Origin of the sequence: Lactiplantibacillus brownii, assembly GCF_031085375.1 — a bacterium.
Lineage (GTDB): Bacteria > Bacillota > Bacilli > Lactobacillales > Lactobacillaceae > Lactiplantibacillus > Lactiplantibacillus brownii.
Genome location: NZ_JAVCWF010000001.1, coordinates 1,433,870 through 1,458,218, shown reverse-complemented (window position 1 = coordinate 1,458,218; position 24,349 = coordinate 1,433,870). Strand labels below are relative to the sequence as shown.

Genomic DNA, 24,349 nt, shown 5'->3' with positions numbered 1-24,349 from the left:
TTTGGAGGAGTCATGTCAAAAATAGTTATTGCCAAAGCCCACACCAACATTGCGTTGGTCAAATATTGGGGTAAAAAGGATCCAAAACTGATGTTACCGCAAAATGGCAGCATCTCTTTAACGTTAGATCATTTTTACACCGAGACCAGTGTGCAGTTTTCGACTCACGCCAGCGAAGACCAAATTACGTTCAATGACACTCAATTGTCGCCAGTAAAAGCCCAACGAATCGTCAAATTTTTGGATTTGATTCGAGCTAAAAGCGGCCAATCAGCTCGTGCTATCGTCAAAACGCGCAACCACGTCCCCACTTCTGCTGGCCTCGCTTCATCAGCTTCCGGTTTCGCAGCATTGGCCGCAGCTGGGAGTCGCGCTGCTGGCTTAAAGCTCTCACTGACTGATCTCAGCCGGTTGGCACGTCGGGGCTCGGGCTCTGCCACACGCTCTATCTTTGGTGGCTTCGTCGAATGGCATGCTGGCGAAGATGACTTGAGTTCATACGCCGAGCCACTCCAAGATCCTGTTGATTGGGATATTCAAATGATCGCAGTCGTCTTAAAAGCAACCAAAAAACCCATCAGCTCGACCGCCGGAATGCAACGGGTTGTTGCAACTTCGCCCTATTATCCGGCCTGGGTGCAGACTGCTAATCGTGATCTCATCGCCATGCGCCAAGCCATTGCTGATCGTGATCTAACAGCGGTTGGCACGTTGGCAGAAACTAATGCGATGCGGATGCACGCCTTAAATCTCAGCGCACAACCGGCTTTTAACTACTTCACTGCCGAGACGTTGACGACCATTAACGCCGTTCAGGACTTGCGCGCCCAGGGGATTAACTGTTATTATACTTTGGATGCGGGCCCGAACGTTAAAATCATCTGTGCTAGCAAGGATACCAAAGCCATTACCACGGCGTTGCAACGCCACTTTCGCGCAGATCAACTGATTATTGCCCAACCCGGACCTGGGATTTCAATAACCGAAGCTTAATTAAAAATAATTTTATTTATATTGACTGGTGAGCAGTATACGCTCGACCATGAAAGGACATGATGGCATGATTACGGTGAAAGCACCTGGAAAGCTCTACATTGCGGGGGAATATGCAGTAGTGGAGCATGGATTTCCAGCCATTATCGTGGCGTTAGATCAATTTGTTACAGCGACGATTTCACCAAGTGACACTTTCGGGAGTATCGTTTCAAAACAGTACCAAGAAAATTCAATCTTCTGGCGTCGCCAAGGTGACGAAATGGTGTTTGACAACCGGGATAATCCCTTTCACTATATTCTCTCTGCCATCAATTTAACTGAAAGTTACGCCCACGAAGCTGGTCGCAATTTAGGCGTCTACCATTTGGGAATTAACAGTGAGCTAGATAGCGCTGATGGTAAAAAATACGGTCTAGGCTCTTCGGCTGCCGTAACCGTTGCGACGGTCAAGGCCTTGTGCCAATTCTATCGTTTACCGATGGATAAAAATAAATTATTCAAGTTAGCGGCCATCGCGCACCTCTCCGTCCAAGGTAATGGGTCATTAGGAGACATCGCTGCCAGTGTTTATGGTGGTTGGATCGCCTATCACTCGTTTGACCGTGACTGGCTACAAGTTCAACGGCAAAAAACGTCTTTGACGGCATTATTAGCCATGGACTGGCCGGATTTAAAAATCGACCTCTTAACGCCACCCAGTGACTTGCGCTTGATGATTGGTTGGACCGGCTCGCCCGCTTCTACCTCACATTTAGTCGACAAAGTTGCCTTGGTCAAAGCCAAACAACGTGGCGAATATCAAACTTTTCTACAGGATAGTAAGGCCTGCCTCAAGCGGATGATCGCAGGCTTTCATGCTGGTGATCTGGCAACGATCCAAACTGAATTACGGCGAAACCGGACCCTTTTACAATCACTTGGCGATTTTAGTCAGGTGACGATTGAAACGCCAATCCTAAAACGGATGATTTCGATTGCCGAAACGGCTGGTGCCGCTGCCAAGACTTCGGGTGCCGGTGGTGGTGACTGTGGCATTGTGTTAATTGATCGCGCCATCAATCCCCAACCACTCTTACAGGCTTGGGCAAATGACGGCATCGAACGGTTAAACTTAAATGTACATACCGTCGCAGATAATCCTATTTCGTAGTCCAAATGTGAGACAGGTGGCTCGGTAATCGCCCAGCTACCTGTCTCACTTTTTTAGTCACATCATTGGAGGTGGCCACATGCCACAAAGTAAACAATCACATCGTAAAGACGAACATGTCTCACTGGCAGAAAAATACTATCACGCCGAACAGCCCAGTGATTTTGACCAAATCCGGATTCGACACGACGCTTTGCCCGAAACGACAGTGGCCGAAATTTCAACCGCAACCACGATTGGCCCGTGGCATTGGTCCTCACCGTTATACATTGAAGCTATGACTGGTGGGTCAATCCAAACGGGCAAACTCAATGCGCGCCTAGGAAAAATCGCAGCTGCATGCAAATTGCCTATTGCAACTGGTTCTCAAAGCGTGGCCATTAAAGATCCTAGTCTGGCCCCAACCTTCAGTGCGATGCGCACTAACAATCCGAATGGTCTCATTTTTGGTAATTTAGGTGCCGGACATTCTTTAACCGCCGCTCACACTGCCATCGAAATGTTACACGCTGATGCCTTGGAACTGCACTTAAATGTGGTCCAGGAAATCGTGATGCCAGAAGGTGATCGTGATTTCAAATGGCTGGCAAACATTCAACAATTGGTCGCCGAATTAGCCTTACCCGTCATCGTTAAAGAAGTCGGCTTCGGTATCTCTAAACCAACCATGCAACAACTCTATGCAGCCGGCGTCCGTTACTTAGATTTAGGCGGACACGGCGGGACTAATTTTGCTGAAATCGAGAATCGGCGCCGACCCTTGCGTGAAATGAGCTATCTCAGTTCATACGGTCTCTCAACGGTCGAATCGTTGCTCGCAGTAAAAAACCATCCCAAAGATTTAACGATCTTTGCGGCTGGGGGCATTCGACATCCACTCGATGTTTTAAAAGCGTTAATGCTTGGCGCAGATGCCGTTGGTATCGCTGGCGTCGTACTACACGCCCTATTACATCACACGGACGACGAAGTCATCGCAATGCTAAATAGTTGGCAATACCAATTACGCTTGTTAATGGCACTAGTTGGTGCTAAGCAACTATCAGATTTATCTCAAATGACTGACAAGCTGATTTATTCGCCACAACTATTGGCTTATACAAAAAGCTTATAATCAGCTAGTTACTGATATGGTTCAACTGATTAAAAAAGATTGATAACCCGCTCGCAGTGAGCATCGTTATCAATCTTTTTTTGACTTGCTTTTCCCTTATTGGCTAGTTGCTGAACGACTGGCTATCGCGGCTTCGGTACGCTTAACGTAATCAATCGCAATGACCAAACCAACGAGCAACAACTCATCGGCTTGATCTTGCACTGTCATCTCATACTTGTCGCCAACACTAAACCAACGTTTCGACACGCTACCAATGATGCGCCCCTGGCGGACGACTTTAAAATTCATATCCCAAAAGTCGCCCGTCACCGTGAGTCCCACCGCTGAGAGTTCATAACGCGGTTTAAAAAGCGTCCACTGCTTGCGAATCGTTGCAGCTTGCTGATTCCCTAGCTCTAGCTTGAATGCGGGACGCCACGCAAATGGCTTTTTGGTCACAGTTGCTAAAACTTTGTCCTCTAAATTGAGAATTTCAAACTGTTTAGGAATTTTGAACAAACTCCCCACCGCCCGATAAACGGGGCGTGATTGGGCATCCAACACTGCAAACTTGTCCCGCATGGACCAAACTTTCTGATTTAAATATAACTTTCGCACACCTGACGCCCCCCTCAGCTGCCACTAGGATCCTTCATTTTTCACTATCGTCGTGCTGTTTTCGTTGTTTTTCGTTCAACCAGATCACGAGTCCAATCAAAGCAATTGTATATAAATTCGTAAAGACTGCGCCCCATTGCCAAATTAGCAAAATAACTTCGATTAGTCCGGCAACGCCCAGCGCAATCCGTCCATTCTTGTTTAACATTTACCAATTCTCGCTTTCACAAGTTAATTATGCCTAACTGCACCCTAGCATACCAGTGATCAACGGGTTAGTGGTTGTTTCATCCCATTTATAACCAAATTTTATGAAATTAAAACTGACCTGTCCCTGATTCGGGAAACGTCTTAACAAATGTTAATCGTATCCCATTATCGTAAGTTTCGCTAATATTAGGGTTAAAAACTCGGAGGTGGTCAACATGTTAGTCTGCCAAAACTGTGGCAAGATTCTCAAAAAGTGGGATGAAGCTTACTTTCTATTAGAAATTCCACCCCACACGCTTACTGAAATCCAAGTTTTTCTGAAACACAATGCCGTCCCATATTGCGTGGACTGTATTGAAGTGTTACGTGAAAAAACGCCCAATTAATAATTAATCGCATGACAATCAACGGTAATTGCCGCTTGATTGTCATGCGATTTAATTTTGCTATTTTATCGTCAATTGGACATAATTTCCTATAAAACGGTATTCTCATCCGTCGCTAAGAAACGTAATCCCTTGGGAAAGAAATTCTTCACGGTTCGACCAACGACCTTGCCAAAGCCAACTGGTAACCCCGCGCAGGTCAGTACCGTAAATCCAGTCGGTTCAGTCGTTGCTAATGAAAATGTTTCGCCATGCACATATTGTTCCCATTGATCATGGTTAATCGCCAATTTTGGCAAAGCTAGATCAGCACTCGCCAAGGCCAAAGCATAACTAGGCTCGAAGCGATTCTTTTTGAAGACTCCCAACTGAATTCCAGGTCGGAAGATTTTTAGCCGTCGGGTGACGGGCATCATTGCCGGGATTCCGTAAAGTTGATCACCATGGGCTTGTAACACCAACGCCTCTAAGCCTGAGAGTTGCGACTGGGCCACATACTTTTCCCATAATTGACGCTGCTCAGGTTTGAGATTATTGCGAACCAGCTTTGGCATTTTGACCTCTTCGGCCCCACGATAAACTAGTTTGGCAATAAAATGCCCTTCACCACGCATCAAATGCGGAAACAGGCGGACAGCTTTGGTCAGCTCTGGATTACCATCGGCCCATTCTGGTTTGGCGTCCACCATACCAGCGGTCTTTTCAATGGGTTCTAGCTCAAATTCAGGATAAGTTTGTAATAGCCAGGCCATCATTTGCTCATCTTCTTCTGGTGCAAACGTACAAGTTGAATAGATCAAATGACCACCGGGACGCAACATTTTGACGGTTTCAGTCAGAATTTCGCGTTGCCGGATCGCACATTCGGCTGGATAATCGGGCGTCCAATACTGCATCGCAGCGGGATCTTTACGAAACATGCCTTCGCCGGAGCAAGGGGCATCGACTAAGATCCGGTCAAAAAATCCAGGTAAGGCTTTGGCTAAATGGACGGGTGTTTCATTGGTAATCACCGTATTACGCGCACCGTAACGTTCGACATTATCGCCTAAAGCCGTCACCCGTTTTGGGTTGATCTCATTAGTCACTAAAAGGCCCGTCTGGTTTAAATAACTGAGCAAGTGCGTTGTTTTACCACCTGGTGCGGCACATAAATCGAGAACACGCTCATTCAACTGCGGCTTAGCCACTTCACCCACGGTCATGGCACTCGGCTCTTGGCTATAAACGGCCCCTGCCAGATGCTCCAAAGCGTTCCCGTTGACCTTGCCATAATAACCGATGGGGCTATAAGGAATTGGCGCCGTCATCTTGGCTTGCATGGCGGGGGTCGTTGGCTTCATTGGATTAATACGAAAACCTTTTTCAACGGATCCGGTGAGCGCCGCGAAAAAATCGGGTGCGGCGGCTCCCATTAATTTTTGATATTTTGTCACAAATCCTGCTGGTAAGTTCAACCAAAACTCCTCCTAAAACGAAATTCTTTCTCAACTAGATTACCACATTTTTGGCCGATTGCTTAGATGGATAGTCGCATTCTTTCAGAAAATATGCTAATTTAACTCACTAAGCATAATTCTGAAAACTGAGGTGACTTTTTCAATGATCCGCAAATTAATCGCACTAGATTTAGACGGAACCACACTCAACGCTGATTCTAAGTTAAATCAACCAACAATCCAAACGATGCAACGCCTACAAAACGCTGGTCACATTGTTAGCATTATTACTGGCCGTTCTTATCAAGGCTCACAAGCCATTTATGATGGGTTACGGTTAACGAGTCCAATGATCAATTTCAACGGCTCATTGGGCCATTTACCTCACCAAGCTTGGGCGCCTGAGTATCAATTTACCCTGAACAAGGCGATCGTCCTCGCACTGGTCAAATATCGGGAACGTTTAGGGATTAATGAGATCATTGCTGAAAATAAACACAGCACCATGACAGCTGGACAAGATCTCGTCGCCGGTAAATTCTTCCCGGAAATTGCCAATAGCCCTCGACTGACACCGACTACCTTGACACGTAATCCAAATTCACTCGTCTTACTCGTACAACTTGACAAACGCACGGCAATCATCGATTGGATCAATGATCGTTTTGGCGATTTAGTAGATGTTGGCGTTTGGGGCGGCCCGAATGCGATTCTTGAGATTACTTCTAAGGGCGTCCACAAGGCTAAAGGTATGGCTTATTTAGCAAACCATTTCCAAATTGCCCGTGAAAATATCATTGCTTTCGGTGACGAACACAACGATTTAGAAATGTTGCAATATGCTGGTCTAGGTGTCGCCATGTCTAATGGCACCGCCGCCATTAAGGCCGCCGCTGACGATATTACGCCTTATGACAATGATCAAAACGGCGTGGCCCGTTACTTGAATGACTACTTTGAGCTGGCTGAATAATCGAAACACTGTCAATTTTGAGACACAAAAAAAGTTTGGGACTTAACCCAAGCTTTTTTATTTTCTAGATCTTTTTAGTCGATACCAACAAAAACTGCCACCAATGACGCCGGCGGTCAGAAAGGCTAACCCAATTTGATTAACCCGATTGGCATTCGTATCATGCTTAGTTGCCATAGACAACATCGCACCAGTCCGGCTATCATACAATTCTACTTTAGTTGCTGGTGCCGCAGTTGTTGACGACGTCACACTTGCTTGTGCTTGCCAACCGCAGCCGCCAAGGAACAAAAACAAGCTCATTGTAAACACAATCAGCCACCGCCAAGTGTGACCATTATCACGCAAACCCGTCAGCCAGACTAAAATCTCCTGATGACTTTTCATATTCGTCGCTCCCCAATTGCTTACTTTACACCTTTAATCTAGCGCACTCGGCGTTGCGGGGACAGTTAAAGGCTTCATTTGGGAGACTTACGAACACTAGCGTCGCTTAGGAGTTTTGAGCTGTTTGACTTCCGTCTGTAATTGGTCGACTTTCTGGGTTAACTCATCAATTTTAGTAAGTAATAATTTCATGTCGGTCTGCTTCGCATCATCCTGTTGACCCAAATTTTGACTCGTTTGTGTCGTGAAGAAATCAGTAATCGTACTCGTTAACAACCCAATAAAACCAATCCCACCAAACATCAAGGCCGCCGCAATAATCTTGCCAACGGGCGTATGTGGTGTTTCGTCACCATACCCCACCGTCGTGGCTGTCGTGACCGCCCGCCATAATGAATTCGACAAACTTTGGTGTTCAAAAACTGAAAATAACAAGGCACTCAAAACAATAATCGCAATACTAATGGAAAACAGATAAATAAAGCCGGTACTATAAACAAAGCGATGAAAATCATGGGTCCATTGACCATCCCAGCCTAGCCGCCAAAACAAATGATGATATTGAATCATTCGCGCGAGCCGTCCCAATCGAAACAAGGCAAAGACCGGATGCATTGGAATGATTCCCATAAGATCAAATGCCGAATGAATCAAGAAAGCTTTACGGTCATGGGCGGTTGTGAAGCGGACAAAATAGTCAACCGCAAAAACCGCCAATAGGCTGTTTGCGATAATCATTTCGGTTTGCCAGTCCCAGATATGAAACGTCATCATGATCACGTTGACTGCTGACCATAGCGTCAAAATAGTCACGATGAGATGATAACCAATTATTGCTGCGCGTTGCCGTGGATTCCCCATACAATCAGACCCCTAGTTATAAGCTAGTTAATAATATAGTCTTATCTGTCTCATTTAACTAGCGCCAACGGTCAAAATTTAGTAATTTGTTAAGGTCCTGACGACAACTAGTCTTCAAACCATAAAAGTCCCAACAAGCCAGTACCAATTAACTAGTTGTCGGTAACAACTGTCCGCCTGATCAAGCTTCTGTCAAATACGTCATAATTTTGAACATCACCTCGCGATTTTCTGCGGGGACCGCTGTGGCGAGAATATCGGCCGGTGATTGTCCCAATGCAGAACCAGTGGTATAGGCGCCATCATTCACCACGATTTCACGGACATCATCCGCCTGTGGTTCAAAATGAAGTTGTAAGCCGACGACGTGCTGTCCGAGCACAAACCCTTGATTTGGCACTCGGTCACTTGAAAATAAGCGTTCTGCACCATCAGGAATCTCAAACATTTCTTCATGCCGATGTAATGCCATTAGCTTAGCTGGAATGCCAGGAATCCTCGTACTTTTACGATAAACGGGTGCCCAGCCAACTTCCTTAGCGGGAGCTTTTGTCACGGGATAGCCCAACGCCTTGGTAATCTGCTGAGCGCCATAACAAGCCCCAAATATCGGTTTATCAGCCACTAATAGTTCCTTGATCAACGTCCGTTCAGCTTTAATCCAGTCCAGATCATCATTGGGACTCATTGGCCCACCCAAAATAACCAGTAAGTCCGTCTCGGCGGCAGTTGGTAAGATACCAAATTGATAAGGGTGATAGATAAGCATTTCATGACCATGCGCTTGTGACCAAGCTTGAATGGCACCAGGCCCCTCATTAGGGGTATGTTGTAAAACATTAATTCTCATGATTCAGCCTCATTTCCTCTTTTGGCGCATGAACTCATCTCGATGCCATGCACAACTAACTGTTGCTAAAATTTAAGTGATACAACTTTTTGACGCTGCATCAAGCTAACTGGTTGTCGGCCGCCCTCGTCTTCACCCATTTTGCCTTATTCAAAATAGGTTTTGATCATCGTGGCAATCACTTCAGCATGAGTCTCCAGTGCAAAATGACCACTATCCACTAATTCAACGTCAGTATTTTGATCATCACGCTTGAAGGCTTCAGCACCTGGATAAATGAATGACGGATCATTTTTCCCCCAAACAGCCAACAATTTTGGCTGATAGGTCCGTAGATAAGCTTGGAATTGTGGATAAGCTTTAATATTATTTTGATAGTCAAAGATTAGATCCAGTTGTCGTTCAGCGTAACCAGGCGTTTGCGTATACGCAATGTCCAACATATAACCATCGGGTGATACTCGCTGAGGTTGCGTTCCAAAAGTATACTGACCAATAATTGTCTTGGGAGCAAATGCGGTTCGATAACCGTCACGTTTTGCTTGCGTGGGGTGATCCCAGAAGTCTTGCCGTGTAGCCCACTTAGGCCCTAAACCTTCTTGATAAATATTGCCATTTTGACTAACGATACCTTGAATCCAATCCGGATGCTGCATCGCAATTCGAAACCCAATTGGCGCCCCATAATCAAACACATAAAGGTAAAATTGGTCTAACTTCAACGCCGCCACAAAATCGGTGATGACGGCACTCAGATGCTCAAAGGTATAATCAAAAGTCTCTCGACTTGGGGCACTCGACTGACCAAAACCCGGAAAGTCTGGCGCAATCAAGTGAAACCGATCTGCCAGTGCCGGTATTAAATTTCGGAACATATGACTAGCAGATGGGAACCCATGCAATAGTAACATCGTCGGTTTATTTGGCGACCCTGCTTCGCGATAAAAAATCTTTAAGCCATCAACGTTAATCGTTTGATAAATTGTCATGAGATGAACTCCTTAGTTTTTCGTTATTTTTGGTTAACAATTTGGTCATTGCGGCTTTATCCGATCCCAGATAATCATCCGTTACTTGACCGAACTTAACCAGACACGCATTCGCCACGGTTAAAAAAGCGTCGCTGGCAGGACCTAAATCAACAGTTGTCGCCCGCCCCTTAGTCGCTAAAATAACGAGTTTTTTTTGTGCCAACGTTTTGACCATCCGTGAGACCGTTGAACGCTCGTAACCAAGCTCGGTTGCAATTGTCTTGATCGTCAACGGATGCTGATCCTCAATCGTCATCATAATGTAAGCATAGGCCGGTTTCATTCCAGTTGGGGCATACACCGCATCCGCAACTTGTTCGATACTTCGCATGTATCTCGCAGCCGTAAAGTAGGCGCACGTCCTTGTAAAATGGTGAGCTGTCATTTTTGAACACTTCCTTTTTTGCTATCGTGTATGTACACACTATAATCCTGAATAGCTCAAAAAACAAGCCTTTTAAACAAAAAAACGAGAATTTTTCATTCTCGTCAAAGGGTTAATGGCCTGTTTTCGTTTTTGTTATCAGAGGGACATCTAAGCGCGTCAGATCAGTATATGTTTCGCGTTGAACGACGACTTGACTATGGCCATCCTCACAGAACACAACGGCTGGTCGTGGATTTCGATTATAGTTGCTAGCCATTGAGTAGCCGTACGCTCCCGTATCTAGGACGGCCAGCACATCGCCGGGTTTAGTCGCAGGTAACTGCTGATCCCAGATCAACATGTCGCCCGATTCACAGTATTTGCCTGCAATTGAGACCACTTCTTCACTTGGTAACGTGGGATCTTTCGCTAACACGGCCTCATATTTTGCATGATAAAGTGCTGGTCGAATATTGTCACCCATCCCACCATCAACCGCGAGATACTTGCGAATACCTGGAATCTCTTTAGACGAGCCGATAGTATAAAGTGTCATTCCAGCGGTTGCGACTAGTGAACGCCCGGGTTCAATCCAGATTTCTAACATTGGCACTTGCTGGGCCTGCGTCTGGGCCACCGTTTCTTTGATGATGGCATCCACAAACTCAGTGGGTAATAATGGCTGATCGGCTGAAGTGTACTTCACCCCGAAGCCCCCACCAACATTGATAATACGCGGATAAAAGTTCAGCTCTCGCTGCCAACGCGCAAATAACGTGACCAGTTTATCGACAATCATTTTGAACCCATTCAGTTCAAAAATTTGTGAGCCAATATGACAATGAATCCCAACTAAATCTAAGAATGGTGCGGCTTGGGCTTGCTTGACCGCAAGATCTGCTTGACCACTGTTCAAATCAAAGCCAAATTTGGAGTCGGCCTGCCCTGTCGAAATGTACTCATGCGTGTGCGCCGAAATTCCGGGTGCGACGCGGAGCATAATCGTCGTCTGTTGGGCACGTGCCGCTGCTAGCTTGGATAATAGTTTCAATTCATAAAAGTTATCAACGATGATACAGCCAACGCCGTTATCAAGGGCCATCGTCAACTCTGCTTCAGACTTATTATTGCCATGAAAGGACACCCGTGACATTGGGAATCCGGCTTGCTTAGCCGTGTAAAGCTCGCCGCCAGAAACGACATCACAATGGATCCCTTCTTGCGCGATAACTTGATACATGGCAACTGTTGAGAAAGCCTTGCTAGCATAACTTATTTGATAATCAACTTGATTGGCTTCAAAAACCTGTTTGAAAGCCTTAATTTCTGACCGAATCTCACCGGTATCATAAACGTATAGTGGTGTCTGATACTTCTTTGCTAGTGCCAGGGTATCGACGCCACCAATCATTAAATGATTTTCAGCAGTCAAGTCAGCCTGGGTAATTTGTTCGTTCACGATCTAACCTCACTTTTTAGACAACGATGCAACTTTCAAAAAAACCGGCCACTAAAACTAGGCCGGTTCGGACAAGACAACTTATTCAGCTGTTTCGTCACTCTTTAACACGCCACCAACACTGTAACGGTCTTTTTGCATTTCGTTCAAAATAACATGAATATGTTCAGCGGGCGCGCCAGTATTTTTGCTGACAGCCGCTGTGACGTCCTTCGCTAAACCTTTAAGTTGTGCTTGTGAACGACCAGCAATTAAATCAATGTGTACGATTGGCATCGTTGTCACGCTCCTCTATTTGTCTTTATAGAATCTAATCATATCTTAACTTTCTAATTTTGTAAACTCTTCCGTTGTTCAGCTTGTTGCCGTTCATTCATAAATAATCCCGATGTATCGACCGTATTTAAAATATTGATGAACGCATGATCATCGGTTTGCTGTACCGCCGCCTGTAACGCAAATAGTTCATAACGACTGAGCACGACCATTAACGTCGCGTTGGGCTGACCGGAATAGCCACCGTGAGAATCCGCAATCGTGACCCCACGTAAAATGGCGGTTTGAATTGCTTTCGCGACCGCCTCAGCTTGCGTCGTCACAATGATAGCTGTCAACTTCTGATGACGCGTGTGGATCAAATCGACCATCCGTGTCGAAGCGTAGATGGAAATAATCGTAAATAACGCATTTTCCCAACTAAATAAAACCCCAGACATCAGAATTATGGCAAAATTGATCAAAAACATCAAACTACCCACCGTGCGGCCGGTTAGTCGCTCTAAGACCAAAACAATAATATCAAAACCACCAGTCGAAAAACCATACCGCATCGTGATTCCAATGCCGACCCCGGTCAGGATTCCGCCAAATAATGCGCCTAACAATGGATTATGCGCAATGTTGACGACCGGCAGGACCACTGCCGCAGCCGAGGTGAGAAAGGCCGTGATAAAACTCATGATCGTAAACCGATGGCCTAATTTGAACCAGCCTAATAGCGCAATCGGAATATTGAAAAGTAAAATGTAATACCCGGTATTGATCTGAAAACCGATTCCCTTACCAGCTGAATAGAGAATCTGAGCAATCCCGTTGACCCCACCGCTAAACGTATTTGCCGGGATCAAGAACTCATTTAATGCAAATGCAGAAACTAACGCGGAAGCAACCATGATCACTAATTGCCATAAGAATGCTAACCGTGGATTCGAAATATGTGACATTGCCAAACCTTCTTTACAGTTTTCTCGCTGCACTTATTATAGCGAAAAACCCCCATTGATACAGTTAAATGATAGAATAAGTTTAGTGAAATTTTAATGGGGTTTTGATAGAAAGAAGGTTCTTTATGCTGACACACCAGTTTAATCCTTATTCAGCTTGTACCAGTATTTTGATTGGTAAGAACGCCACCGCGGATGGTTCGACCATGATTGGCCGCAATGAAGATTCAAAAGCGGCTTGGGCCAAACAGTTTGTGGTTCATCCACACGCGGAGTTTAACGCGCCGCAAGAATTCAAGTCAAATGACGCCGACCATCCCTTCACCATGACCTTGCCTAAGATTCGGGCAAAGTACACGGCCACACCAGAATGGACGCCCAAATACGGGCTATTTGAAGAAGACGGTATTAACGAACACGGTGTCGCGATGAGTGCGACCGAGAGTGCCTACTGCAACGCTCGCGTTTTGGCCGCCGATCCTTACGTCCAAGACGGTATCGGTGAAGAAGCCATGGTAACGGTAACGCTACCTTATATCACTTCTGCGCGTGAAGGTGTCGAACGCTTAGGCCAAATTATTGAGGCACACGGGACTTATGAAACGAACGGCGTGCTGTTTAGTGACGCAGATGAAGTTTGGTATTTGGAAACTGGCGCGGGTCATTACTGGGTCGCTCAACGAATTCCCGATGATGCTTACGCTGTCGTTGGCAACCAGTTAGCGATTCAAGAAGTCGACTACGCTGACCATGAAAACTTTTTATATGCGAAAGGTATTCGTGATTTTGTCGTTGATCATCAATTAGCGTCCATGGCTAACGGCTTAAACTTCCGAGAAGTTTTTGGCACCGCGGATCTGTCTGATTTGCATTACAACACCCCACGTGTTTGGTACGGGCAAAAATATTTCACACCCGAAATCGACCAACAACCGGAATCATTCGATTTGCCATTTGTGCAACGTGCCAATCGTCTCATTCATATTGATGAAGCCCAACATTACTTGGCGTCTCATTATGAAGGGACCCCATTCGATCCAGTTGGCGCCGGCACTGAGGCTGAAAAGCACCGTTACCGACCAATAAGTTTAGCCAAAACACAAGAATCCCACGTTTTACAAATTCGGCCGGATCAGCCGGCTGGGACTCGTGGCATCCACTGGTTAGCGATGGGCGTCGCGGCTGAAAGTGTCTACGTGCCATTCTATAGTAATGTTGACACGACCCCTGTTGCCTATCAGTTGGCTACCGAAAAATATGATGATCAGTCAGCCTACTGGATTTTCAAGCTGGCTGGAGTCTTAGTGGACGCCCACTATCATGACTTGCATCCGTTGTTGAATACGGTACAAAAAGAAACCGCGATTCAACTTGGGCACCATTTGATCAAAACCGATGACCAGCTCGCAAATGTCGCTCCAGCTGAACTGCCAGCCACTTTAACGGCAGCGAACGAACAAGCTGCTAAGATTGCCCTGACGGCTTTTCAACAGTTGTCCGCGAACCTGATCACACAGAGTACCGATTTATCGCCATTGAATTACCACACAGATTTAAATTTGTAAGTTAACTTAAAACCACTAATCAAGCCTTGCCAGTAACGGCACGCTCGATTAGTGGTTTTTGATCAATTTGTCCACGGAAACGCTAGACTGATCTGTTGATTAAACTGTTCTTGCCGCTTTAGTTTGACCATTCGTTCGGCCTGTCGCGCTTCATAGCCTGCACAGACGAATCGATACTCCTCGCTATCTGGCACGATCGCCGGTAGCGTGATCTGACGCTCCATGACGACAAATGAAGAAAAGCAAGTCAAACCCAAGAAACGTTCTCCCGTTTTTAAGTGTTCACCAATGATTTTGGTAAATACTTCGATGGACCGATGACCGACACCAGAGACGTATGATTCGGTACACATCGAATCTTGCAACCGGAATGGCAAAATAAAATTGACCTGATCCACGGAAGCCGTTACCGTTTCAATGCGCGCCACGCGAGAAGCTGGGATAGATGAATTATCATCAATTGCGGCTAAAATTTTGCCGCCGAAAACCGTATCATGTTCATTTAAATCGGACGAAAAGACCCGATGATTGCTGACAGATAATGTTTGTGAAACTTTAATCGTTTCCATAAGGCACCTCGCCCTTTGTCATAATTATCTTTATTATACTAAAAATTGACACCCTTTAGGGACTGGTCACCACAACTTCTGAATAAGTGTGCCAATTTCAATCATCAGACCAGGCGAAAAGGATTACAATAGTTTTAGCTTAGTGATTCATCCACTTCAAAGGAGCTGTGCTAATCTTGAAAATCGCAGTTATTCAGGCAACGACCCAAATCAGTAAAAATGCGTTACTGTTTCAAGCCACTCAGCAAGCAGCCGGCAAAAACAATGAGGTGATCAATTTTGGCGTCTTTGAACAAGACCCAAAGTTATCCTACGTGCAAATTTCACTGTTAGTTGGCCTATTACTCAATACCCACGCAGTTGATTACGTGGTCACCGGCTGCAGCTCTGGCAACGGCATGGCGATTGCTTGTAATAGTTTGCCCAACGTGGTCAGTGGCTATTTACCTACGCCTAGTGATGCCTATTTATTTGGTCGCATCAATCGTGGCAACTGTGCGTCATTACCCTTAGGACTGAATTTTGGCTGGGCTGGTGAACTCAACTTAAAATTCACTTTGGAAAAATTGTTTGACGGTCCTATGGCAGTCGGTTACCCACAATCCGCGGCCAGCCGTAAGGAATATGATGCCGCTCAGCTTCAACATATCAAGCAATTATCACAAACTAGTCTGCTAACAATTCTTGCTGGCCTAGACGCTGACTTTACACAACCAATCTATCAAAAGCAAGCGGTTTTTGACTTCATTTTCAAGCACGGAACAGATGAAAAACTATTAGCTTATTTGAGAAAAATGGTTTAAACCCATGTGCTGTGCCGTAACTTGTCGGCAAACTCATTTCCCCACTGCAGCTAAAATTACTGGAGCGATTTGTTGGTAGCACTTCCCAGTCACATCAATCTTTGTCGACGCGACCTTAGCATATAGTGGCAAGCGACTCAGGGCATCCGATAAGGCACTTGGCTGCCGAATCCCAGCATTAATATCCTGGCTGAAACGTTTTGTGAGTTCAGCTTCACTCGCAATCAACGAAAATGAATACACGTCAAAGTCACCCGTTAGTCCAGCTAATAGGTCATCAATAATGGCTTGTTGATGCATCACCCAAACAAAGACAATCGTTTCTAAATTGCTGTTGGCAATAAACGAATTCAATAAAAACTGGCTATTACGCATGACCATTTGCTTATTCTCGTCATTAACCAGCCACGGATGCATATACCAACACCAATCGCCATCCAGCAGTACCGCATTGGTCAAACAGTGATTCACCAAATATTTTCCCAGCGTCGTCTTACCGATACCCATCGGCCCACCGATTAAAATTAACTTCTTTTTACGCATATTTACCTGCTATGCAAAATATGGAGAAATGTAGAAAACCATGACTGGTTTCCACATTTAGAAAGGTTACATATTTCCTTTCTTGATTTTGCTTGCTGCCGTTATCACGCCAGTATTCCGATATTCCAAATTGGAGTAATCACATTGACCAACTATGACAGCTTTAGGACTTAGCCAGCCCCATTAAGTTATTATTCTTTAGGTTAAAGCTAGTAGATTAGCAACCGCATTTTCATCACGATCACGTACGGCACCACAGCCATAACAAACATATTCATTATGCTTAGTCTGATGTGTCGCATTACCTTGCAGCGTGATTTTATCGTTCCCAGACTTGATATGACCACACTTTGAACAGCGTTGGGTTGAAGGGTATTGTCGATCTGCCAAAATCAGCTCTTTACCATACCAGTCGCATTTATAAGTTAATATTTGCTGGAAGTAGCCAAACATTGACCGTTGCAAGCCTTTAGAAGCAACATGACTCATCTGCATATCTTTGACGGACAGGTCTTCAATCACGATTTTGTCATATTCATTGACCAGTTTTGTCGTAAATTTTTGCATAATATCATGCTGGATATTAGCAACTTTATGATAATCACGTTGTAATTTGGCTCTCATTACACCATAGTTATTACTTTTAGTTGCCTTATTTCCATTCACAACACGCTTATGAGCTAACTACTTCTGATAAAATTTAATCCGTTGATATAACTTACTTAAACGTTTCGGCAAGGTATCAATAACACCCGCAGTGTAGTTCAAATGACCGACATTCACATCAACGGCTGAATTATCACCTGTTCGCTGTTTGGCATCAAGTTCAGCTTCTAACGGAAGACTAGCCCAATACTTCCCGTTTTCGCGGTAAATGCTGACCACCTTTAGCGTGCCTGACAAATCGGCATGCTTGCTAAGCCTAATGTCATACCAATCTTTAACACCACGTGCCTTATCCAAGCGAAGCTTACCAGCGACAATTTTAGCCCGGTCGGTTTTAAAGCCTTGCCGCGCGGCTTTTTTTGACTTAAAGGTTGGTTTACCCCAATCAGGTTCCGATTTATCAAAGAAGTTCTGCCAAGCATTACCTAAATCAGAAATAGCCAATTGTAGCGTACGTGCTGACAACTCATATTGCCAATCGGCTTTATTCGTGACTAATTCATTCCGAACTGAATAAGCATTGGGACGGACACTGTTGGAGTCAAGCGTATGCAATTCATATATATCATTCCATGTAGCCAATCCCTCATTCCAGCAGTATCTACGATAATCACAGAGTCTATTGAGAACTTTCTCCATATGATGATTAGGATAAAGTCTTACTTTTTGTGTCCGAATTATCAGCATCATCACCATCCAAATTAGTGTTGCCTTTTAGTTTGTAAGTACACTTCTAATTATAATTTAGGACGCTATCAATGTCAGCGATTTGATCATCAAGGTGGTAATAAATAATACGACTTTAAGTTTGGAAAGACATCTTGCGGATTTTTACAGTATTCGAATTGTGGTAACAATTCACTAGCTTTAATCATAATCAAGCACGCCACCTCCATATTTACTCTCTGTGGGTGCGTGGTTATTTTTTTCTACAGATTGCAACACTTTTCTACGTTTTAGTTAATGATTACCTCCTCCAGATCAGCCACATGATCACTTGGTGATTGCTGACTGATTATGCCATCCGCCACAGCAGTTGCCTCACTAATTACCAGAATTATGTCACAATATTAGTTAACTTGCCACCGATATAACTGATATTAATTGCTAACAATTCATTTGATAGCACGGTCTGAATCACGGCTTAACAGTACTTTCAACTTTGAATTCGAATATTATCGAAAACAAAAAGTCCAGCATTAAGCTGAACTCAGCATCTCACAGATCACCATACTTGACTATTCAATCTAATTTCGGCATCTTTTTTTACCGAATCGATAAGCCAATCCTAACAAGGAAATCATTAGAACGACTCGAAGCAACCATAAAACAACAAATGTGCCAAATAAACCATAGAACATCGTAGTTACAGTCGTGTGAAATAAAACAGCTAACACTAAAGTCCAAAATACTAATGGCATTAATTTCCCTCCTCAGTCCATGGTGAGTTTACAACTATTCAACCTAAAATTTGCAATAATAACATCAAAGATTTGCATTCAACGCCTAAAATTCACCTAAGCTCAAAACACTATTTTGAAAGGAATTGATCGCTATCCCGGCTCAGCCTGATCATACACTGCCACAATTACTGGGAAACCGGTTAGCCCAGGCGCGCAAACAGAACCGACTCTCTCAAAAACAATTATCACAAGGCATCTGTTCACAATCCATGATAAGCAGTCTCGAACAGGGCAACTATGTGCCCAACGTGATTCTCTTATCAAAGTTGTGCCAACGTTTACATCTCTCTATGGATCATCTCGTTCTAAAGGACTACCCAACCATTGATCACTTAGCTGGCTTTAATCAAAAAATCAAACAGTTATGCAATGACCATCGTTATCCTCAGATGCTTGATTACCTTTCACAGACTAGCATCACTGATACCATTTATCGTGACGAAGATAATCAAACCTATTATTACTACTATGGCATCGCGGCTTACCAAGTCACTCAAAATGCACGCACCGGCTTACGCTATTTAAACCTTGCTTTGAATGAGACTTTCACCAGACATCAGTCAATGATTACACCAAATGAATTGCTTATCTTGACGGCAATCGCCTTTTTAACCTGTCGCTCCCACCAAACTGAAGCTGGACTGTCCGAGTTTGAAACGCATCTTAATCGGGTTCGTCAGCAGCGCGTTACCAAAACTAGTGAAAACACTAATATTTTGTTCTACCAATATGGCCTTTCGTGCTATGAAGCAGGCCAGTATCAACTTGCCGCAAACGTTATCGCTGAGGGAATCAAATGGACAACTGATCATGATTCTCATTACATGCTAGCAGATTTATTTTTCTTGCTCGCCAAAGTTCACCAAGCACTAAAGCGGCCCAACGATGATCTATTGCTCAAGAGTCAAACCTTAGCGGAAATATTTGTTGTCGAGACATATCCAATCTAGCTTTGATCCCCCTCCTTTGAACTTTCCAACAGATTGTATTGCCTGACAACACAAATCAGTATCCACTTATCACTTTAAAATAGCTCATTCGACTGCTAATTAGTTGCGATTAGTCTACTGATCAATTTATCAGTAGACTAATTTTTAATTTGGCCCCATTTCAATTATATTAAGTGTCATCAAACGTCATGGTTGTTTGATAAAAATAAAAGCAGGCCATCATTATGACAACCTACCCAAACAAGCGACAAAATCTCATAAAGTTGCTTGAACAACTAATCAAAGGAGCTATTCATCAAATTGAAAACAATTCAGCAAGTTTCCTACCAAGGCAGCCAAGACTTGAGAATCCAATCCGTCAAGGAACCAACTTTAACCCCACTCTCAGCCATTGTCCGCACCAAATTCACCCCGGTGCTACCTTATGATTGGCTGACTGAAGAAGGTAAATTACAACAGATCCGCCCCGTTCAACTCCCTATCACAATTGGTTATGGCTTCGCTGGCATTGTTGAACGTGTGGGCCTACTCAGGGATAAAAATTTGATTGGAAAACGTGTTATCGGGACCAACCCAGCTGGCGCCAATTCCGAACTCATCAACTCAATGTTGCCACCATTATTGTTTGAAGTACCAGCCAACGTTTCCCTAGCCGCTGCCGCAACCATCATTGGTGGCGCTGACGCCGCTTACTATGCCGTTCGAAAAATCAACGCTACTTCTCATGATACCGTCCTGATTACCGGTGCTTCTGGCGGTGTAGGGGTCTATTTAATCCAATTCTTGAAACGGATTGGTGCAACCGTTATTGCCCTTGGTCATTCAACTAACCGCGACTTTTTAAGCCAGCTCGGTGCCGACTATGTCATCAATTACGAAAACGACCTGTCCATCCAACTCAAAGAGCTCCCGACTGTTAATAAAGTGATTGACACAGTTGGATCACTGACCTTGTTGAACCAGATCACCACGCATTTTAATGAGTTGCAATTGCTGTCCCTTTCACGGCCACATTATTCGCCTGCACGCCCAACGCAAAAGTTCTACTTTGGTCAAGGAAACATCGGCCTAAACGATTACAAGCGAATTTTGACACTTTTAGAAACTAAACAACTGATTAGTGTCATCCAGCAAGTCTTTGACTATCAAGCGGTCATTCAAGCCCAATTAGCCTCAAAAAATCAACATTCACATGGCCGCATCCTGTTAAGTTACGATCAATCATGAGCCTGTCCCCCAAAAAAGCCTCACACTGACCAATCTCGGTCAACGTGAGGCTTTTCATTTTCAGCTTTAGAATTGGGAATACCACTAGGCTCTGAAACGTTAAATGGTAAAATATTGTTCAATATACGGCTAACTCAACCACTTATTATGCTCAGCCACACTAATGGCTTCAAGTCGATTATGTACGCCGAGTTTGCTAAATATGGCTGACAAATAATTACGCACCGTGCCGGCGGATAAATACAAGTCACCTGCAATCTCCTTAGTCGGTAACCCTTGCGCCGCCGCTTTTAAAACGGCCAGTTCGCGGTCAGTTAACGGATTTTGACTAGCAGATAACATATTGACCACTAATTCCGGCGCATAAATCGTCTGTCCAAGCATGACTTTTCGGATTGCGGCAATCAAGTCATCACTAGGGCTATCCTTCAACAAATACCCAGCAACTCGAGCTTGCACCGCCCGCTCAAAATACGCTTTTTGAGCAAACGTCGTCAAAATAATCACCTTAGTTGTCAGCTGACTATTTTGAAGACAGTCAGCAACATCTAAGCCAGATAATCCCGGCATTTCAATATCCAAAATGGCCACTTGCGGTTGCAACTGTTGCAACTCATCCCAGGCCGTTTGACCATCACCGGCCGATCCCACCACGTGTAGATCGTCTTCTAATTCTAATAATTGCGTTAAGGCAGAGTTCAGCATACTCTGATCTTCTGCCAAATAAATTGTGATCATTGCTGATACTCCTCTTTAGGTAACGATAATATTAATCTAGTTCCATGGCCTGACTGTCCAATTTCAAACGTGCCATGTGCTGCCAATAAACGTGCCCGCATCCCAGTAATACCATTCGCTCCGGCTCGTTCTAAAGGCCCACCCCGACCATTATCCTGTACCACAACTTGATATTGCGTTGCTACTTCACTAAAACCCAGCTGAACTTGCTGGGCATGGGCATGTCGAATCACATTGGTCAATGCTTCAACTAAAGTTGCCGCAAAGATACCTTGAACTGTCGTTGGCCACTGAATTGCTTGCTTTTCACCAGTCGTCACCAGCCAAACATTCGCCGCTAATAAGTTCTGATTTTGTTCAAGTAACACTTCACTGATTGATTTCTGATGTAGGTCATTCACAATCGAACGCACCAATTGTAAATTTTCACGACTCGTCCGTTCAATATCGTCAAGTTCGGGACCAACTTTATTCGGAGCCTTTACCAGTAACTTCTTAGCCAGTTCCGTTTTCAATGTGATCATCGAAAAACTTTGGCCGAGCGTGTCATGCAAGTCTCTGGCAATGCGATCCCGTTCATCCCGCTGAATAATCGTTTGTAACCGACGATTGGTTTGACGAAGCTGACGCTGGCGGACAATCGATCGAGATAGCGTATAAGATAATAATGGCGATAAAATCGGGAAAACCAAGCCCATGATATCACCGTTATGCCAACCGAACATATTAGGGTCCGATTGATAGACCTCGATCAGACTGGCTAGAATGAACCCATAGTAGCCAGTCAAAAACCAATAGAAATATTTTTTAGGATGTTGCGCCAAAATAAACGAAATTTGCCAACCAGGAAAAATAATCAAGTAATTATTCGTTTTAAAAATCGAAAACAAGCCAGTAATCAATAATTCCAGTGGAATCGTCACTGGTCGCCAAGTGCTTTTCTCGACAACTAAAATATACAATACCAAGAAGATGGCTAACAGACTCAACCAAAACCAATCCTGTGCAGTTTTTGCAGGTAAATAGATTGCCACCGAATAAGGTAAGTAACCGAGCCAAATATAGCTAGTCCATTCAAGATCTTTAATTCGAGCCAACCACTTAGGCTTTGACAATCCCATCACCCCGTTTAAGTAACTGGCGGGTGGTACCAATCACGAGTATTAACAATATGCCAATCCATGCCCCCACACCAATGACATTTGTTGTTTCAAGTGTAGCATGAGTTGCCACTGCACCCAACCAATTGTTCACAAAATAAGTTGGCATCAATTTACCAATTGGTTGTAACCAACTGGGTAACATCGACATGGGCCACCATAACCCGCTGATAATCGCCATCGGAAACGTTATGAGATTACTCACCACACTCAAGGTTTCCGGCCGATTTATGAATGAAATCAAGACTCCCAACAATAAGGTTGGCAGTTGACCAATTAGTGCAACACCTGCTACTGCTAACCATTGACTGCCTGTCAGACTGACCTGATTAACTACCACTGCTAGTGTGCCTAACACCATGATAGCAATCCCATTCATCGCCATACTCCAAAATCCCATGGATAAATAGTATGGCTGAACCCCCGATGGCGTCAATTGATACCATTGTAGCAACCCTTTTTCACGATCATGCATTAAAATTGCCGCAATCCCAAATAACCCATTAATCGTCCCACTATACACAATCATGCTAGCCATATATTGTAAGCTAAAACGCTCTGAAGCCGTCCCGGACACCATCACTTTGGTAAACAATAAATAAAAGCCCGCCGGCATCAGAATTGAAAAAAATTGAAATGAAAAATTACGTAAAATCAGTCGTCGACTGTCGAATTTTAATTGTGCTAGCACTGTTTTCATGCGCGGGCCTCCTGGGTTAAATGAACAAAAATAGCGGCTAATGATTCTCGATTGAGGGTCACTTGATGCAGTTGTGGCAAATAAGGTACCAATGCTTGCAAGGTTCGATCACCGTCTGTACTACTGATCTGAACCACGGTATTAACTTGAGTCACGGCTGTCACCCCAGCTAATGCTTCAAAAGTTGACAGGGCTAGTGCAGTTTGAAATTCAATTTTGACTTGTTGATATTGCCGCTGTAATTCGGCAAACGTGCCTTGAAAGGTAAAACGACCATTTTGTAATAACAAGATTCGATCAGCCACTTGCTCAATCTCAGGTAAATAGTGGCTCGTAATAATTAGCGTTTTCCCTTGGGCTTTTAACACCTTGACACGCGTCCAAAACGCCTGTTGGGCATTGGTGTCCATCCCCACCGTTGGCTCATCCAAAAATAAAAGTTCAGGATTACCGATTAACGCTAACGCGAAAGTGACTCGCCGCAACTGCCCACCTGACAAGGTTGTCAATTGTCGGTGTGCTAATTCAGTCAAGGCCAGCTCAGCCATTAACTGGTTTGGTTGTAACGCCATCGGATAGTGTGTTGCTGCCATGGTTAAAAGTTCCACTACGGTGATCCCACGAATAGATAAATCGCCTTGTAACATTGACCCAATGTTTTGTTTGGCCAACGGTCCACCTGGCTCTTGACCAAACAGTGTCAACCGACCATCCTTTATCGTCCGTATTCCCAGCAACAAATTTAAGAGCGTCGTTTTACCTGCGCCATTTTCGCCAATTAGGCCAATAATTTCACCAGGATTAATGGTTAGACTAAGATCTTTTAAAACCGCGTGCTTGCCGTAACTAAAGCTGACATGTTCTGCTTGAATGATTGGTTGCATCTCTTCATCTCCCTTGGATACTCTAAGATTAACAA

At 44.4% G+C, this 24,349-nt stretch carries 25 protein-coding genes and 1 pseudogene; 8 read left to right on the top strand and 18 right to left on the bottom strand.

The window, feature by feature from the left end; genetic code table 11:
- Positions 1–12: 12 nt before the first annotated feature.
- From mvaD to fni, 3 genes are all read left to right on the top strand, one after another.
- Complete coding sequence (gene mvaD, locus RA086_RS06730; protein WP_308703073.1) at positions 13–993, top strand: diphosphomevalonate decarboxylase; 981 nt, start codon at positions 13–15, stop codon at positions 991–993.
- A 67-nt stretch (positions 994–1,060) separates the two neighbouring features.
- Entirely contained in the window at positions 1,061–2,146 is a 1,086-nt protein-coding gene (locus RA086_RS06725; RefSeq protein ID WP_308704428.1) for a phosphomevalonate kinase, read from the top strand.
- A 79-nt stretch (positions 2,147–2,225) separates the two neighbouring features.
- Positions 2,226–3,260, top strand: a complete 1,035-nt coding sequence (gene fni / locus RA086_RS06720; RefSeq protein ID WP_308703072.1) for a type 2 isopentenyl-diphosphate Delta-isomerase — start codon at positions 2,226–2,228, stop codon at positions 3,258–3,260.
- A 96-nt stretch (positions 3,261–3,356) separates the two neighbouring features.
- On the opposite strand, the gene RA086_RS06715 is transcribed toward fni, so the two are convergent.
- The 3 genes from RA086_RS06715 to RA086_RS06705 form a co-directional block, all read right to left on the bottom strand.
- On the bottom strand, positions 3,357–3,860 hold the full coding sequence (locus RA086_RS06715; protein ID WP_308703071.1) for an LURP-one-related/scramblase family protein: 504 nt from the start codon (positions 3,858–3,860) through the stop codon (positions 3,357–3,359).
- A gap of 34 nt (positions 3,861–3,894) precedes the next feature.
- On the bottom strand, positions 3,895–4,068 hold the full coding sequence (locus RA086_RS06710) for a hypothetical protein (protein ID WP_308703070.1): 174 nt from the start codon (positions 4,066–4,068) through the stop codon (positions 3,895–3,897).
- A 477-nt stretch (positions 4,069–4,545) separates the two neighbouring features.
- A complete protein-coding gene (locus tag RA086_RS06705) occupies positions 4,546–5,913 on the bottom strand; it encodes an RsmF rRNA methyltransferase first C-terminal domain-containing protein (RefSeq protein ID WP_308703069.1) in 1,368 nt (455 codons plus the stop codon).
- A 145-nt stretch (positions 5,914–6,058) separates the two neighbouring features.
- Here RA086_RS06705 and RA086_RS06700 point away from each other — a divergent pair, with 145 nt between their 5' ends.
- Positions 6,059–6,868, top strand: a complete 810-nt coding sequence (locus tag RA086_RS06700; protein WP_308703068.1) for a Cof-type HAD-IIB family hydrolase — start codon at positions 6,059–6,061, stop codon at positions 6,866–6,868.
- Positions 6,869–6,925: 57 nt separating this feature from the next.
- Here RA086_RS06700 and RA086_RS06695 read toward each other — a convergent pair whose 3' ends face one another.
- The 8 genes from RA086_RS06695 to RA086_RS06660 form a co-directional block, all read right to left on the bottom strand.
- Positions 6,926–7,255, bottom strand: a complete 330-nt coding sequence (locus RA086_RS06695) for a hypothetical protein (protein WP_308703067.1) — start codon at positions 7,253–7,255, stop codon at positions 6,926–6,928.
- 96 nt (positions 7,256–7,351) lie between these two features.
- A complete protein-coding gene (locus RA086_RS06690; protein WP_308703066.1) occupies positions 7,352–8,116 on the bottom strand; it encodes an ion channel in 765 nt (254 codons plus the stop codon).
- Between the two features lie 181 nt (positions 8,117–8,297).
- Positions 8,298–8,966 carry a type 1 glutamine amidotransferase gene (locus tag RA086_RS06685; protein WP_308703065.1) on the bottom strand — a complete coding sequence of 223 codons (669 nt, stop codon included), beginning with the start codon at positions 8,964–8,966 and terminating at the stop codon, positions 8,298–8,300.
- 146 nt (positions 8,967–9,112) lie between these two features.
- Entirely contained in the window at positions 9,113–9,955 is an 843-nt protein-coding gene (locus RA086_RS06680; protein ID WP_308703064.1) for an alpha/beta fold hydrolase, read from the bottom strand.
- Positions 9,933–10,328, bottom strand: a complete 396-nt coding sequence (locus tag RA086_RS06675) for a MarR family transcriptional regulator (RefSeq protein ID WP_308703063.1) — start codon at positions 10,326–10,328, stop codon at positions 9,933–9,935. The genes RA086_RS06680 and RA086_RS06675 overlap by 23 nt, the downstream gene beginning before the upstream one ends.
- Before the next feature lie 166 nt (positions 10,329–10,494).
- Positions 10,495–11,823, bottom strand: coding sequence for a diaminopimelate decarboxylase (lysA, locus tag RA086_RS06670; protein ID WP_308703062.1), 1,329 nt, complete (start codon positions 11,821–11,823; stop codon positions 10,495–10,497).
- An 81-nt stretch (positions 11,824–11,904) separates the two neighbouring features.
- The gene (locus RA086_RS06665) at positions 11,905–12,099 is read right to left on the bottom strand and encodes a 2-hydroxymuconate tautomerase (protein ID WP_308703061.1); all 195 of its coding nucleotides are present in this window, start codon (positions 12,097–12,099) and stop codon (positions 11,905–11,907) included.
- 53 nt (positions 12,100–12,152) lie between these two features.
- Positions 12,153–13,046 (bottom strand): YitT family protein, encoded by an 894-nt coding sequence (locus RA086_RS06660; protein ID WP_308703060.1) that lies wholly within the window; start codon positions 13,044–13,046, stop codon positions 12,153–12,155.
- A 125-nt stretch (positions 13,047–13,171) separates the two neighbouring features.
- Here RA086_RS06660 and RA086_RS06655 point away from each other — a divergent pair, with 125 nt between their 5' ends.
- Positions 13,172–14,611, top strand: a complete 1,440-nt coding sequence (locus RA086_RS06655; RefSeq protein ID WP_308703059.1) for a C69 family dipeptidase — start codon at positions 13,172–13,174, stop codon at positions 14,609–14,611.
- Positions 14,612–14,673: 62 nt separating this feature from the next.
- On the opposite strand, the gene RA086_RS06650 is transcribed toward RA086_RS06655, so the two are convergent.
- Entirely contained in the window at positions 14,674–15,180 is a 507-nt protein-coding gene (locus tag RA086_RS06650; RefSeq protein ID WP_308703058.1) for an acyl-CoA thioesterase, read from the bottom strand.
- 176 nt (positions 15,181–15,356) lie between these two features.
- Between RA086_RS06650 and RA086_RS06645 the strand changes: the two genes are divergently transcribed.
- Complete coding sequence (locus tag RA086_RS06645) at positions 15,357–15,983, top strand: RpiB/LacA/LacB family sugar-phosphate isomerase (RefSeq protein ID WP_308703057.1); 627 nt, start codon at positions 15,357–15,359, stop codon at positions 15,981–15,983.
- Between the two features lie 33 nt (positions 15,984–16,016).
- On the opposite strand, the gene RA086_RS06640 is transcribed toward RA086_RS06645, so the two are convergent.
- Together RA086_RS06640 and RA086_RS06635 are read right to left on the bottom strand one after the other, a co-directional pair.
- On the bottom strand, positions 16,017–16,526 hold the full coding sequence (locus tag RA086_RS06640) for an AAA family ATPase (RefSeq protein WP_308703056.1): 510 nt from the start codon (positions 16,524–16,526) through the stop codon (positions 16,017–16,019).
- 198 nt (positions 16,527–16,724) lie between these two features.
- Positions 16,725–17,873, bottom strand: a pseudogene (locus RA086_RS06635) (RNA-guided endonuclease InsQ/TnpB family protein).
- Positions 17,874–18,738: 865 nt separating this feature from the next.
- Here RA086_RS06635 and RA086_RS06630 point away from each other — a divergent pair.
- Positions 18,739–19,605, top strand: coding sequence for a helix-turn-helix domain-containing protein (locus RA086_RS06630; RefSeq protein WP_308703055.1), 867 nt, complete (start codon positions 18,739–18,741; stop codon positions 19,603–19,605).
- A gap of 300 nt (positions 19,606–19,905) precedes the next feature.
- Positions 19,906–20,832, top strand: a complete 927-nt coding sequence (locus tag RA086_RS06625; RefSeq protein WP_308703054.1) for a quinone oxidoreductase family protein — start codon at positions 19,906–19,908, stop codon at positions 20,830–20,832.
- 129 nt (positions 20,833–20,961) lie between these two features.
- On the opposite strand, the gene RA086_RS06620 is transcribed toward RA086_RS06625, so the two are convergent.
- The 4 genes from RA086_RS06620 to RA086_RS06605 are packed head-to-tail and all read right to left on the bottom strand — an operon-like array spanning position 20,962 to position 24,314.
- Positions 20,962–21,570, bottom strand: a complete 609-nt coding sequence (locus tag RA086_RS06620; protein ID WP_308703053.1) for a response regulator transcription factor — start codon at positions 21,568–21,570, stop codon at positions 20,962–20,964.
- A complete protein-coding gene (locus tag RA086_RS06615) occupies positions 21,567–22,685 on the bottom strand; it encodes a sensor histidine kinase (protein ID WP_308703052.1) in 1,119 nt (372 codons plus the stop codon). The genes RA086_RS06620 and RA086_RS06615 overlap by 4 nt, the downstream gene beginning before the upstream one ends.
- Entirely contained in the window at positions 22,672–23,430 is a 759-nt protein-coding gene (locus RA086_RS06610; protein ID WP_308703051.1) for an ABC transporter permease, read from the bottom strand. The genes RA086_RS06615 and RA086_RS06610 overlap by 14 nt, the downstream gene beginning before the upstream one ends.
- A complete protein-coding gene (locus tag RA086_RS06605; RefSeq protein WP_308703050.1) occupies positions 23,427–24,314 on the bottom strand; it encodes an ABC transporter ATP-binding protein in 888 nt (295 codons plus the stop codon). Before RA086_RS06605 ends, RA086_RS06610 begins: the two co-directional genes overlap by 4 nt.
- Positions 24,315–24,349 lie beyond the last annotated feature (35 nt).

What these genes read in the sequence shown, in the direction of transcription:
- RA086_RS06665 (WP_308703061.1), bottom strand. Translation starts at nt 12,099, where the DNA reads ATGCCAATCGTACACATTGATTTAATTGCTGGTCGTTCACAAGCACAA.
- fni (WP_308703072.1), top strand. Translation starts at nt 2,226, where the DNA reads ATGCCACAAAGTAAACAATCACATCGTAAAGACGAACATGTCTCACTG.
- RA086_RS06675 (WP_308703063.1), bottom strand. Translation starts at nt 10,328, where the DNA reads ATGCGAAGTATCGAACAAGTTGCGGATGCGGTGTATGCCCCAACTGGA.
- RA086_RS06725 (WP_308704428.1), top strand. Translation starts at nt 1,061, where the DNA reads ATGATTACGGTGAAAGCACCTGGAAAGCTCTACATTGCGGGGGAATAT.
- RA086_RS06620 (WP_308703053.1), bottom strand. Translation starts at nt 21,570, where the DNA reads ATGATCACAATTTATTTGGCAGAAGATCAGAGTATGCTGAACTCTGCC.
- RA086_RS06700 (WP_308703068.1), top strand. Translation starts at nt 6,059, where the DNA reads ATGATCCGCAAATTAATCGCACTAGATTTAGACGGAACCACACTCAAC.
- RA086_RS06655 (WP_308703059.1), top strand. Translation starts at nt 13,172, where the DNA reads ATGCTGACACACCAGTTTAATCCTTATTCAGCTTGTACCAGTATTTTG.
- RA086_RS06690 (WP_308703066.1), bottom strand. Translation starts at nt 8,116, where the DNA reads ATGGGGAATCCACGGCAACGCGCAGCAATAATTGGTTATCATCTCATC.
- mvaD (WP_308703073.1), top strand. Translation starts at nt 13, where the DNA reads ATGTCAAAAATAGTTATTGCCAAAGCCCACACCAACATTGCGTTGGTC.
- RA086_RS06650 (WP_308703058.1), bottom strand. Translation starts at nt 15,180, where the DNA reads ATGGAAACGATTAAAGTTTCACAAACATTATCTGTCAGCAATCATCGG.
- RA086_RS06685 (WP_308703065.1), bottom strand. Translation starts at nt 8,966, where the DNA reads ATGAGAATTAATGTTTTACAACATACCCCTAATGAGGGGCCTGGTGCC.
- RA086_RS06605 (WP_308703050.1), bottom strand. Translation starts at nt 24,314, where the DNA reads ATGCAACCAATCATTCAAGCAGAACATGTCAGCTTTAGTTACGGCAAG.
- RA086_RS06710 (WP_308703070.1), bottom strand. Translation starts at nt 4,068, where the DNA reads ATGTTAAACAAGAATGGACGGATTGCGCTGGGCGTTGCCGGACTAATC.
- RA086_RS06695 (WP_308703067.1), bottom strand. Translation starts at nt 7,255, where the DNA reads ATGAAAAGTCATCAGGAGATTTTAGTCTGGCTGACGGGTTTGCGTGAT.
- RA086_RS06610 (WP_308703051.1), bottom strand. Translation starts at nt 23,430, where the DNA reads ATGAAAACAGTGCTAGCACAATTAAAATTCGACAGTCGACGACTGATT.
- RA086_RS06640 (WP_308703056.1), bottom strand. Translation starts at nt 16,526, where the DNA reads ATGCGTAAAAAGAAGTTAATTTTAATCGGTGGGCCGATGGGTATCGGT.
- RA086_RS06660 (WP_308703060.1), bottom strand. Translation starts at nt 13,046, where the DNA reads ATGTCACATATTTCGAATCCACGGTTAGCATTCTTATGGCAATTAGTG.
- RA086_RS06680 (WP_308703064.1), bottom strand. Translation starts at nt 9,955, where the DNA reads ATGACAATTTATCAAACGATTAACGTTGATGGCTTAAAGATTTTTTAT.